The sequence below is a fragment of the Ruegeria sp. HKCCSP346 genome, from assembly GCF_017872595.1.
Classification (GTDB): domain Bacteria; phylum Pseudomonadota; class Alphaproteobacteria; order Rhodobacterales; family Rhodobacteraceae; genus Ruegeria.
The window spans coordinates 1,610,512-1,622,541 of sequence record NZ_JAEDOT010000001.1 but is presented as its reverse complement, the minus strand read 5'-3'; the positions used below and the strand labels follow the sequence as shown (position 1 = coordinate 1,622,541).

General features: G+C 60.2%; 12 protein-coding genes and 1 pseudogene. 6 read left to right on the top strand and 7 right to left on the bottom strand.

The window, feature by feature from the left end; genetic code table 11:
* The first annotated feature begins 97 nt into the window (after positions 1–97).
* Genes I9185_RS08145 through I9185_RS08135 form a run of 3 tightly spaced genes read left to right on the top strand, consistent with a single transcriptional unit; the run spans position 98 to position 2,900 of the window.
* Positions 98–940, top strand: coding sequence for a DMT family transporter (locus I9185_RS08145; protein WP_210092742.1), 843 nt, complete (start codon positions 98–100; stop codon positions 938–940).
* 38 nt (positions 941–978) lie between these two features.
* Positions 979–1,752 (top strand): alpha/beta fold hydrolase, encoded by a 774-nt coding sequence (locus I9185_RS08140; protein WP_171722746.1) that lies wholly within the window; start codon positions 979–981, stop codon positions 1,750–1,752.
* A complete protein-coding gene (locus tag I9185_RS08135; RefSeq protein ID WP_210092741.1) occupies positions 1,749–2,900 on the top strand; it encodes an alpha-D-ribose 1-methylphosphonate 5-triphosphate diphosphatase in 1,152 nt (383 codons plus the stop codon). Before I9185_RS08140 ends, I9185_RS08135 begins: the two co-directional genes overlap by 4 nt.
* 67 nt (positions 2,901–2,967) lie before the next feature.
* On the opposite strand, the gene I9185_RS08130 is transcribed toward I9185_RS08135, so the two are convergent.
* The 4 genes from I9185_RS08130 to I9185_RS08115 form a co-directional block, all read right to left on the bottom strand.
* Positions 2,968–4,035 (bottom strand): 5-(carboxyamino)imidazole ribonucleotide synthase, encoded by a 1,068-nt coding sequence (locus tag I9185_RS08130; protein WP_210092740.1) that lies wholly within the window; start codon positions 4,033–4,035, stop codon positions 2,968–2,970.
* Between the two features lie 2 nt (positions 4,036–4,037).
* On the bottom strand, positions 4,038–4,793 hold the full coding sequence (locus I9185_RS08125) for an NAD(P)-binding domain-containing protein (RefSeq protein WP_210092739.1): 756 nt from the start codon (positions 4,791–4,793) through the stop codon (positions 4,038–4,040).
* Complete coding sequence (gene purE, locus I9185_RS08120; RefSeq protein ID WP_152458987.1) at positions 4,790–5,275, bottom strand: 5-(carboxyamino)imidazole ribonucleotide mutase; 486 nt, start codon at positions 5,273–5,275, stop codon at positions 4,790–4,792. Before purE ends, I9185_RS08125 begins: the two co-directional genes overlap by 4 nt.
* 76 nt (positions 5,276–5,351) lie before the next feature.
* Entirely contained in the window at positions 5,352–5,576 is a 225-nt protein-coding gene (locus I9185_RS08115; RefSeq protein ID WP_152458986.1) for a DUF465 domain-containing protein, read from the bottom strand.
* 163 nt (positions 5,577–5,739) lie between these two features.
* Between I9185_RS08115 and I9185_RS08110 the strand changes: the two genes are divergently transcribed.
* The 3 genes and pseudogenes from I9185_RS08110 (at position 5,740) to I9185_RS08100 (ending at position 7,357) form a co-directional block, all read left to right on the top strand.
* Entirely contained in the window at positions 5,740–6,153 is a 414-nt protein-coding gene (locus I9185_RS08110) for an Hsp20 family protein (protein ID WP_058275530.1), read from the top strand.
* 5 nt (positions 6,154–6,158) lie between these two features.
* Positions 6,159–6,383, top strand: coding sequence for a DUF1150 family protein (locus I9185_RS08105; protein ID WP_171168916.1), 225 nt, complete (start codon positions 6,159–6,161; stop codon positions 6,381–6,383).
* A gap of 84 nt (positions 6,384–6,467) precedes the next feature.
* Positions 6,468–7,357, top strand: a pseudogene (locus tag I9185_RS08100) (PhzF family phenazine biosynthesis protein).
* Positions 7,358–7,408: 51 nt separating this feature from the next.
* Here I9185_RS08100 and I9185_RS08095 read toward each other — a convergent pair.
* The 3 genes from I9185_RS08095 to I9185_RS08085 form a co-directional block, all read right to left on the bottom strand.
* Positions 7,409–8,245 (bottom strand): hypothetical protein, encoded by an 837-nt coding sequence (locus I9185_RS08095; protein WP_210092738.1) that lies wholly within the window; start codon positions 8,243–8,245, stop codon positions 7,409–7,411.
* Between the two features lie 126 nt (positions 8,246–8,371).
* Positions 8,372–10,093: a bifunctional sulfate adenylyltransferase/adenylylsulfate kinase gene (locus I9185_RS08090; protein WP_210092737.1), complete on the bottom strand. Its 1,722-nt coding sequence runs from the start codon at positions 10,091–10,093 to the stop codon at positions 8,372–8,374.
* A 196-nt stretch (positions 10,094–10,289) separates the two neighbouring features.
* The gene (locus tag I9185_RS08085) at positions 10,290–11,981 is read right to left on the bottom strand and encodes an adenylate/guanylate cyclase domain-containing protein (RefSeq protein ID WP_210092736.1); all 1,692 of its coding nucleotides are present in this window, start codon (positions 11,979–11,981) and stop codon (positions 10,290–10,292) included.
* Positions 11,982–12,030 lie beyond the last annotated feature (49 nt).

Sequence of the window (12,030 nt, the reverse complement as noted above, 5' to 3'; positions counted from 1 at the left end):
GTGTTTAGACGCTGCTTTGTCCGGCGCCGGATGTCTGTTCCCACAACCTTCGCGAAAGTGAGTGTGCAAATCCCGCCCAAACGGCTATGCGGATGGCATGAGATTGTTTTTGCTCACCGCCCTGACCATGTGTGCCTTTGCGGCGAACTCCATTCTGAACCGGTTGGCCATCGACAGCGGAGCCAGCGATCCGACCGGATTTGCCATCGTTCGGGTTTTGGCGGGGGCCGTGGTCCTGGCCGCTCTTGTGCTGGCACGCGGAGGGCGCCTTCCGCTGCGCAATCGAAGGCGGATCATTGGCGCGGGGTCGTTGACGCTCTACATGATCGGATTTTCAATCGCCTACCTGACGCTGGATGCAGGCTTGGGTGCATTGATTCTGTTCGGCGTGGTGCAAATTACGATGTTTTCTGTCGGCGCATTGACGGGTGCTACTCCGACCGCCCGGCAGGTGGCAGGGGCAGGGGTTGCGCTTGCAGGTCTTGCCTATGTGCTGTGGCCGAATGGCGCCGTTCAGGTCGACTTGGCTGGCGCGGCTTTGATGGCCGCCGCCGGTATTGGTTGGGCCCTTTACTCGATAGCGGGCCGTTCTGAAACAAACCCGCTGGAGGGAACGGCCGCCAATTTCATCGTCGCATTGCCGTTGACTGCCCTGGCGATGCTTGCCGGCGGCAGCGTCTGGCAGATGAGCGGGGCGGGATATCTGCTGGCCGTCCTGTCCGGCGCGGTAACATCCGGGCTTGGCTATGCTTTGTGGTATCGTGTTATGCCTCAATTGGCCCCGTCCGTGGCGGCTGTCGTTCAACTCAGCGTGCCGGTGATCGCAATTCTCGGCGGTGTCGCCTTTCTGGGCGAGATTGCCGGAGTGCGGCTGATCATTGGCGCCACGCTTGTTTTGGGCGGTATCGCGCTGGCCGTGCTGCGACGTCACCGGGGCTAGGGCTTTCATCAAAGGCTGATAGGCTTTATCTGGCGGTTATGAAACTTTTGATTGCCTTGCTCTTCTGCCTCGTTCCTGCCGCAGCCAGTGCGAAATGCGTGATCCTTCTGCACGGCCTTGCGCGCACCGAGGCCTCGTTCACCGTGATGGAGCAGCTGTTCAAGGCGCATGACTATACCGTTGTGCGCCACGGGTATCCATCGACCGAAATCGGTATTCCGGAACTGGCAAGGCAAACCATACCGGACGCGCTTGCGGCATGTGGCGATGACAAAGCCAATGTCGTTGCGCATTCCATGGGCGGTATCCTGTTGCGCTATTGGCTCAAGGACCATCGGCCCGAAAACCTGGGTCGTGTCGTCATGCTCGGCCCGCCCAATCAGGGCAGCCAGTTGGTCGATGAGCTGAGCGCATGGGAAGTGTTCGGGTATCTGAACGGCCCGGCGGGCCTGCAATTGGGCACAGGTCCCGAAGGCATTCCGCGCCGCCTGCCGCCGGTGGATTTTGAACTGGGGGTGATCGCGGGTGAGAATTCGCTCAACCCGCTGTTTTCCTCGCTGATCGACGGGCCGGATGACGGCAAGGTTTCGGTTGAAACCACCAAGGTCGAAGGGATGAAGGATCATCTTGTTCTTCCGGTGACCCACACGTTCATGATGAACAACCCGCGGGTTATGGCACAGGCGCTGCATTTCATCGAATTTGGCCAATTCGATCGGCAGATCACCTGGCTGGACGGCGTGATGGAGATAATCGACGAGATCTGCATCGGGCAGGATTGCTCGGAACCTGACTCGGAGCCCACACAATGACTTTTCTGGATCTGACGTTGACCGGCGCAGAGGTTCTGTTGCCGGAGGATGGGCTGTTGCGCTGCGATCTCTCGATGGCGGAGGGCGTTATTCAGCAAGATCGGACCGGGCGCAGGGTTGACCTGACCGGTTATCTTGTCCTGCCCGGTATCGTCGATCTGCACGGGGACGGGTTCGAACGCCACATCGCCCCGCGCCGGGGCGCAATGAAGCAAATGAATGAAGGTATTCTGGCAGCCGAAGCCGAACTGGCCGCCAATGGCATCACCACCGCGGTGCTGGCGCAGTTCTACAGCTGGGAAGGTGGCGTGCGCGGCCCCGAGTTTGCCGCGCAGGTATTTCGGGCCATCGCTGCGGTCAAGAACAGCACCGTCACGGATCTGATCCCGCAATTGCGGTTCGAGACCAACATGCTGGAGAACTACGAAGGTCTGGCCCATCGTATCGCCGAATGGCAGGTGCCCTATGTGGTGTTCAATGATCACCTGCCGCATGATCGTTTGGCGCAGGGCAAAAAGCCGCCGCGCCTGACCGGGCAGGCGTTGAAGGCCGGACGCAATCCGGATGCGCATTTTGAGATGCTGCTCAATATGCATGCCCGCAGGAACGAGGTTCCCGCTGCCGTCGAAGCACTCAGCGCCGAACTTGTCTCAATGAGGGTGCGTTTGGGCAGCCATGATGACGCGACCGCCGAGACTAGGGCATGGTGGCGCGACCGGGGCGTGCGCATTGCCGAATTCCCCGAAACGCTTGAAGCCGCCGAAGTCGCGCGTTCTGCCGGGGATCACGTTATCCTCGGCTCTCCCAACGTTGTGCGGGGGGGATCACACAAGGGGAACGCAAGCGCCGTCGAACTGATCGCCATGGGGCTCTGTGATGCGTTGGCCTCGGATTATCACTATCCCAGTCCGCGCCGCGCGGCGCTGATGCTGGCCAAAACCGGTCTGCTGGATCTGGCCAGTGCCTGGGCGCTGGTCTCGTCCGGCCCCGCGCGGGTGCTGGACATGCAGGACAGGGGCACGCTCGCGCCGGGAAAACGCGCGGATCTGGTCATCCTGGATGCGGACACCCATCGCGTTGCAGCCACCCTGGCCGGTGGGCGCGTCAGTTACATGTCAGGCGACATCGCCGCCCGGTTTCTGGGTTAGGCCCCGCAAAACCTTCATCTTTTCCCAAATACTCTCGCCGAAGGCGTCGCGCGCAGGCGCGATATCCTCAACGTTTGATGCGGTTGAAGTGCCCCATTTTGCGCCCGGCCTTTACCTCGGCCTTGCCATAGAAATGCAGCGCCACATCCCGCTCGCGCGCCAGCTCAGGCACGCGGTCCATGTCGTCGCCGATCAGGTTCTCCATCACCACGTCGGAATGGCGCTGCCCGTCCCCCAAAGGCCAGCCCGCCACCGCGCGGATGTGCTGTTCGAACTGATCCACGGCGCAGCCGTTCTGCGTCCAGTGGCCCGAGTTATGCACGCGCGGCGCGATCTCGTTCACGATCAGTCCGCCGGGTGTCACGAACAACTCAACGCCCATCACGCCGACATATTCCAGCGCGTTCAGAATATTGGCCGCCAGCAGGATGGCATCGGTGCGCTGGGCGGGGGACAGGCGGGCAGGGATGGTGGTGGTGTGCAGGATACCGTCGCGATGCACATTCTCACCCGGATCGAAACAGGCGACCTGACCGTCCAGACCGCGGGCCGCGATGATCGACACCTCGTGCGAGAAATCCACAAACCCTTCCAGAATGGCCGGTGCCCCGGCCATATCGGCCAGAGCGGCCTCGGCATCCTCAGGCTTGCGTAGCCGGGCCTGCCCCTTGCCGTCATAGCCAAAGCGACGGGTTTTCAGGATGGCGGGTGTCCCGATCTGTTCGATCGCCGCATTCAGGCTGTTCAGGTCGGCGATATCCGCAAACGGGGCCGTCTTCAGGCCCAGCTCTTGCAGAAATGTCTTCTCGGTCAACCTGTCCTGGCTGACCCGCAAGGCCTCGCGCCCGGGGCGGATCGGGCGGTGCGCTTCCAGAATGTCCAGCGCTTCGGTCGGGATGTTCTCGAACTCGTAAGTGATGACATCGACCGCATCGGCAAAGGCTTTCAGCGCGTCTGCATCGTCATAGGCCGCAGTGGTGACGCGATCCGCAACCTGCCCCGCCGGCGGGTTCGCACCCGGCTCATAGATATGGCTGACAAAACCCAGCCTGGCGGCTGCCACGGACAGCATCCGGCCCAGCTGACCACCCCCCAGAATCCCGATCACTGCACCTTGGGCGAGCATTTCCGCCATCTTCAACTCTCCAAACGTTTGCCAATTGCCCCAAGCGCGGAACGCAGCGCCTCGTGCGCGCCCCCGTCTTTCAGGGCGTCCGTCATTTGCAGGCTCAGCGTGCCCTCCGTCGCCAGCGCGTCGCGTCCCTGCGCCAGCCGCCCTGCGGTGCCTTTTTCCATCGAGGCCAGAAAACCCGCCATCAACTGCGTTGTATAGAACTCGGCCCCGTCCGCATCACCGGTTGCGTCACCCAGCCATTCGGCACCCGTTGCCATCAGGTCCAGAATGCCGGGAACCATGGCACAAATGGCGAAATGCGCGTTCAGCGCGGCTTCATCCGCAACCTTGATCACCGGGTTCGCGGGCTCGAACAGGTCCGCCAGCAGGCGATCATTGCCAAAAGCCGCCATCGGGCAGCCGCCGGTTTCCAGAAAGCCCAGCGGGATGGTCTGCACGAAATCCGATGCCGGGGCGCAAAGCGTGGCCAGATGCTCGGCCGAAACCGCCGCCATGACCGACACGATCTGCTGATCGGCGCGGAATGTCAGCGGGTCCAGAGCCTCGGCCGCGATATGCGGGCGCAGGCACAGGAACACGATGTCCGAGGTGTCAATCACGGCCTGAGGCGCAGCGACGGTTGCACCCAGTTCCGTCTTCAAGGCGGATGAAACCTTGGCGTTGCGCTCGGTCACGCTGATCTGGTGCCCCTTGGCGGCCATCAGCCGCGCAATCGGCGCGGCGATATGGCCGGTGCCGATTAAGCCGATCCGGCTCATCCCTGCGGTTCCTGAGGGATCGAGGCTGACAACGCGTCACGCCAGCTGTCCAGCCGTTCGGCCAAAGCATCATCCTGCAATGCAAGAATGCCCGCCGCCATAAGGCCGGCATTGGCCCCGCCGGCGGACCCGATCGCCATGGTCGCCACCGGAAATCCCTTGGGCATCTGCACGATGGAATACAGCGAATCCACGCCCGACAAGGCACGGGTCTGCACCGGGACGCCAATCACAGGCACCCGCGTTTTCGACGCCATCATGCCCGGAAGATGCGCAGCCCCACCTGCACCTGCAATGATCACCTGCAACCCACGCGAAACAGCGGTTTTGCCATAGTCCCACAGCCGGTCCGGCGTGCGGTGGGCCGATACGATGCGTGCTTCGTAGGCGACGCCCAGTTCGTCCAGAATATCCGCGGCCTCCTTCATCGTGGGCCAGTCCGACTGGCTGCCCATGATGATCCCTACTTTCACATCGCTCATCCGCATACGTCCCCGCGCTCAGAAAGAGCGCGCACTATAGCCAAATCCGGTTGGCTGGCAATGCGGTACAGGGCGTTCAGGCGATGATATCGGGCGTCAGGCGGTCTTCGATCAGGCGAATGATGTCTTTCAGGCGCAGTTTCTCTTTTTTCAGGCGCCGCAAGGTCAGTTGGTCGGCCGTTCCCTTGTCATGCAATGCCTGAATCGCCTCGTCCAGATCGCGGTGCTGTCGGCGGAAGACCTCAAGCTCAACACGCAATACTTCATCTGTTTTCATCGAAAGATCGGTAGGCGCGTTCATTGGCGACTCGAGTTGGTTGTGGTGCTTGGCCAACAAGATAGTGTGTCAGACGTTATCGCGCCAGACCTTGTGGACATCCTGGTTTCTTCCCATATTCTATTGCAGGCGGTTGCCAGAACGGGGCCGCACACCACGTCGCTTTTACAAAGAAGGACGAAAATACGTGTCGAAACTTACTCTAGGCTCATACCCGCATCTTTTGGGGTTCGAGCAGTTGGAACGCCTTCTGGAACGGTCTGCAAAGGCCGGAAATGAAGGATACCCGCCCTATAACATCGAACAGACCTCGGATTTTTCCTATCGCATCACTCTTGCGGTGGCCGGGTTTGCCGAGGAGGATCTGTCAATCACGATCGAGGATCGCCAGTTGGTGATCCGGGGCCGTCAGCGCGACGACAGCGAGGGGCGCATCTTCCTGCATCGCGGCATTGCGGCGCGTCAGTTCCAGCGCATGTTCGTGCTGGCCGATGGCGTCGAAGTGGGCGAGGCGATCATGGAAAACGGTCTGCTGCATGTGGATCTGACCCGCGCCGTGCCGGAAACAGTGGTTCAGACGATCAACATACGGAAGGGGTAAGAGCAATGAATACACCGATTGAAATCAACGCCCAGGGCAACCGTATTGTCTATGTCAAAACGGTTGAAGTATCTGAATTGCCTCGGGAAGTTCGTGAACAGGCCGGCGATCTGGATCAGCTTTACGCCGTCCACGATTCCGACGGGCAGCAACTGGCGCTGGTCGCTGACCGCAAGCTGGCCTTTGTGCTGGCGCGCGAACATGACCTGTCTCCGGTGGCGGTTCACTAGGCGGCCTGAAACACTGCTGAAAAAACGTGACATTTTCCGCCTATGCAGTGATCGTGCCACAGATGCTAAAGCAGGAGTGGCTTCATGGGCTGGTTTGACTTTGACTGGGTGGACGCCTTCAGTGATCGCGCCTTCGGTGGCAACGGATGTGCCGTCGTCCATGAAGGTGCGCGCCTGACGCAAGAGGTCTGCATGGCCTATGTGCGCGAAACCTCTCTGGTCGAATGCACCTTTACCGGGCCGTCCGACGTGGCCGACATCCGCGTCCGCTACTTTCTGGCCAGCCGCGAAATTCCCTTTGCGGGGCATCCGACTATCGCCACCGTCGCGGCGATGCGATCCCGCGGTATGATCTCGGGCGATGGTCTGACGCTGGAAACCGGTGCCGGCCTGGTGTCGATCCGGTTGCAGGGGGATCAGATCGAAATGACTCAGGTCGCACCGCAATTCGGTACGCGCGTTCCCGCGGAACTGGTGGCGGCAGCGGTCAGTCTGCCAACGGGAGCCATCATTTCTCCGCCTCAAATGGTTTCGACCGGCTTGCCGTTCTGCATCACTGTTCTGCGGGATCATGCGGCCTTGCGGGCCGCTCAACTGGTTGAAGGCCCGTTGCGCAAAGTGGCTGAAACTGCTGGGTATTCCGGCTCGGACATGGCCGAGCCGTTTCTTGTCACGCTGCAAGGGGCAACCGATGAGGGGGATACGTTTTCGCGCCTTCTCATGGCACCGCCAGCCCGCCCGAAGATCCGTTTACCGGGTCTGCCACCGGTGCGATGGCCGCCTATTTGTGGAAACATGGCTTGATGCAAAAGGAAAGCTTCATCGCCCAGCAGGGTCACGATATGGGCCGCCCCGGGAAGGCCATCGTCACGCGTGTCGGCCCGCCTGATGCGATGACGGGCATCAGGGTTTCTGGTCAAGGGCATATCCTGATGCGCGGGCAGGTCGACCTGCCGGAAACGCCGACACACTAGGCGGGCGTTGACCAAGGGCTGACCCGCGAAACCCTGGCCGGATGCGACGGGCTACATCCAGGCCAACCGCAGAATCGGGGCCGTACTTGGTTCGATCCCATGTCGTTTGCACAACCTGTCCAGATATGACCCTGAAACCGGCAGCCCGCCCATCCGGTTGGCCATCAGTTTCTTTTGGTGGCCGTAGATGTGTACCGAATGCACGGTTTCGGTTTCGATTTCGTTCGTCGCGATGCGCGGATCGTGTAGCTTCCACAATTCCTCCTGCGCCAGTGGATAAAAGGTTTCAGCAGTCATGGCATGGCGGTCCTCTGCCGTCTGGCGCAGGAAATGGCCAAAGGCTTTGGGCCCCGAACTGGCCCAGGGCAGGGCTTCGATGCCCCAGCGTTCCCCTCTTGCGGTTCGTTCCCGATTTTGGCGCTGCAATCTGCGTCCACGCCAGGGTTGGGACGGGTTAGACGACATGACAAATTTCAGCATCTGTTCCAGGGTCGCCGATCTTGTGGGCAGGCGCAGCACACCCGTCGGGAAGTCGCCCCGCCTGGAGCGACCGAACACGAAATCCGTCGAAAAGTCGAACGCCCGTACGCAATAGGCATCCAGATCGACCCAGATCACCTCGCTTTGCCGCATCAAGTGCAGCCGGAAAATATCCGAGAAGACGGCAACGCCCTGCCTATCTTCGGCATCGACCACAAAAGGTGGCGGCCAGAAAACGTCGCTGGCAGGGCGGGTTTCGACACCTGCCGGAATGCCTTTTACCTCGTGCGCGACATAAAGGACGAAGCGGTGGCCATGATCCAGAAAGGACTGAAGGCAGAGTTGCTCCAACCAACTCAGATCGGATCCAAACCAGAAACTGGCAATGGTCGGAGACTTGTTCGTCATCTCAGTTTCACACCCGCCTTGAGGTCCTGAAAAGCATCAGGACCAGTGGCAATTGTCAATTGGCGACCAAAAAAGGAACGGCCCCCGGAATGACCGGGGACCGCCAAACAAGGTCAGATGAGACCGTTATCCGTTTGCTGCGATCAGGCCCATGCTTTCCAGTTTCAGCAGCACCTGATGGGCGCAGTTGTCGACCTCGACATTTTCGGTCTCGACCCGCAGCTCGGGGTTCTCCGGAACATCGTAAGGGTCCGAGATGCCGGTGAACTCTTTGATCTTGCCCTCGCGCGCCAGCTTGTACAGACCCTTGCGGTCGCGGCGTTCGCATTCCTCGATGCTGGTGGCCACATGCACCTCGCAGAAGGCACCGAACTGTTCGATCTCTTCCCGCACGGCACGGCGCGTGGTGGCATAGGGCGCGATCGGGGCGCAGATGGCGATGCCGCCGTTCTTGGTGATCTCGGACGCCACATATCCGATGCGGCGGATGTTCAGGTCGCGGTGTTCCTTCGAGAAGCCCAGTTCCGAGCTGAGATTCTTGCGCACGATGTCGCCATCCAGCAGCGTCACCGGGCGGTCGCCCATCTCCATCAGCTTGACCATCAGCGCGTTTGCGATGGTCGACTTGCCCGAGCCCGAAAAGCCGGTGAAGAACACGGTGAAACCCTGCTTGGAGCGCGGCGGGAAGCGGCGGCGCAGTTCCTCGACCACTTCGGGGAACGAGAACCACTCGGGGATTTCCAGCCCTTCGCGCAGGCGGCGGCGCAGTTCGGTGCCCGAGATGTTCAGGATCGTGACGTTGTCCTTGTCGAGAATCTCGTCATTCGGTTCGTACTGGGCGCGTTCCTGCACATAGACCATGTGCTTGAAGTCTACCATTTCAACGCCGATTTCGTCCTGGAACTGTCGGAACAGATCCTGCGCGTCATAGGGGCCGAAGAAATCCTCACCTTTGCTGTTCTTGCCGGGGCCCGCGTGGTCGCGGCCGACGATGAAGTGGGTGCAGCCGTGGTTGGCGCGGATCAGCCCGTGCCAGACGGCTTCGCGCGGGCCAGCCATGCGCATGGCCAGGTTCAACAAGCTCATAGAGGTGGTCGAAGCGGGGTACTTGTCCAGCACCGCCTCGTAACAGCGCACGCGGGTGAAATGATCGACGTCGCCCGGTTTGGTCATGCCCACGACCGGGTGGATCAGCAGGTTGGCCTGTGCCTCTTTGGCGGCGCGGAAGGTCAGCTCCTGATGCGCGCGGTGCAGCGGGTTGCGGGTCTGGAAGGCCACGATGCGGCGCCAGCCCAGCTTGCGGAAATAGGCGCGCAATTCGTTCGGGGTGTCGCGGCGCCCACGAAAATCGTAGTGCACGGGTTGTTGGATTCCGACCACCGGTCCGCCCAGATAGACCTTGCCGGCCACGTTGTGCAGATAGTTCACCGCCGGGTGGGCATCGTCATCGGCGCCAAAGACCTTCTCGGCCTCGCGGGACTTGTCCGGAGTCCAGCGGTCTGTCACGGTCATGGTGCCCAAGATCACGCCTTCCTGATCGCGCAGAGCGATATCCTGCCCAAGTTCGATCTGATCCGCGAAGTCTTCGCTGACATCCAATGTGATGGGCATTGGCCAAAGCGTTCCATCGGCCAGGCGCATATTCTCGACCACATTGTCGTAATCCGCTTCGCTCAGAAATCCCTTGAGCGGGTTGAACCCGCCATTCATCAGCAGTTCCAGGTCGCAGATCTGACGCGGGCTCAGATCCCAGCTGGTCAGGTCGGCCGCTTCCACCTTCAGCTTCTGCGCCGAATCGTATGACACATACAGTTCGGGGATCGGGGCCAGATTGCTTAACATCGTCATTGGAATTCTCTTGTCGCAGTGTTGATTTGCCAGTGGATATCAGGCGGTTTCGAGGCGTTTGCACCGACTGACAGGCGAAGTCCACAGGCGCGAATGTAACAAAGGAGGATATGCGCCGAATATTTTTGAATTGGAAGGAATTTCTAATTCACAAGTCAAATCGATGATCTGATCCTAACGATCAGAGGTTATTGCTTCATGCAGAGAATTCCTGTTCCTGTTTTGTGGCGTTCTGCTCAAGTGTGGATGCACGGGTGACGGGCAGGGCGGGAATCGGTTCAGACACGCCGCGCAGCTGGAACAATCTGATATCGCCCTGGGGCACGACGACACCGGCGGCCTCCAGCAACTCTTGCGAGACCAGCAGTTCGACCTTCAGCGCCTTGGTTTCGCTTTCCAGACGACTGGCGACATTGACGGCGTCGCCGATTATGGTTTTTGACGCATGGCCCGCGGCGCCGATCTCACCCACCACCAGATCCCCAAGATGCAGACCCATCCCGATGCGAATGCCGGGGCTGCCTTCGGCCTCGAGCTGTGCGTTGAATTCATCAAGGGCGTGACTGATGTCGATGGCGGCTTGCAACCCGGCACGGGCGGACGCCGCCGCATTCGGCTTTTCAAAAACGGCAAGCAGCCCGTCTCCCATATATTTGTCCACGACACCGCCTTCCTTGGTGATGGCAGGCACGACCGCATCGAAAAAACGGTTCAGCAGGAACACGATGTCATAAGGCAATTGGCCGGTCGTACGCGCAGTAAAGCTGCGCATGTCCAGAAACAAAACAGCCAACTGACGTTCCTGACCCTGGCTGGCATGCCCGCGTATGCGCCCGCCATCTGGCCTGAAAACCCGAAAAACGGTGGTGGGTTCCGTAGGGCGTATCTGGCAGGCCAGTCGCGTCTGCGGCGAGGCGCCCACAGCAGCAAGGCTGCGTGCTTCGACGTCGCCGGGCGGGGGCAGGGCGTCGTTGCCATCCTCTACGATGACTCGGCATGTGGTGCAGCGCCCCTTTCCACCGCACAGGGCGGCGTGCGGCACGCCGTTCACCTGCGAAATCTCAAGCAAAGTCATGCCTTTTTCCGCGACCACCTCGGGGCCTTTGGCGTAATTCACGCGCACCGAATGCCTGCGCCGCCACAGTTTGCGCCCGATGTAAACCAGACCCGTCGCCCCCAGAGCCAGCCAGAAGATCAAAAGGCCATAGTCTTTTACACTGAACAGGGTCTGGAAGGTCTCGGGCGATGGCCAATTGTAGTGCTCGATATATTGCTCGCGCAGGAATTCATCAGCAAAGTCGGCCCATATGCGTCGACCTTCGGTCAGCAATCCGGCCAACGCGAATAATGGCACGAAAACCGCAACGCCGATCAGATAGGGCACGACCTGCGACCACCACCGGGTCAGCCGCAACCACATATGCAAACCGATGCAGCCGTGTATCCAAACAATCAGCAGCAAGGCGCTTTGCATCCATACGGCGATACTGGGCCACATCAGGATGATGATATATCCCATCTCGTCATTGACGTCATAGACTTCGTGCGCGACCCGCGTCTGAACGATGTGCGAGATCAGTTGCAGCGGAATCAGCAAACCCAGAACGACCTGCAACGCCGTGCTGAATGGCATGCGCAGGGTTCTGCGTTGCGCGATCGATGTCAGGGCCAGACCTGCATGCGTGAACAGGGCAGCATAGAAAAGCACGCTCATGACATCGTGGCGTGTGACGGCCTTTCGACCGTCCTGCATCCCGTGCAGATAATCCGTGTGAAACAGGCCCAAGCCAATATTTATGAAATGAAAGAATGCGAACACAAACAACACAAGACCACTGACGATCCTGAGTCGGGTTGACCACCCGCCGCGCCAAAGAGCGTTGTTCAAATGTTCACCTGTTTTTCGCTTTTCCCTCAGCAATCCTGATACGCCGCTG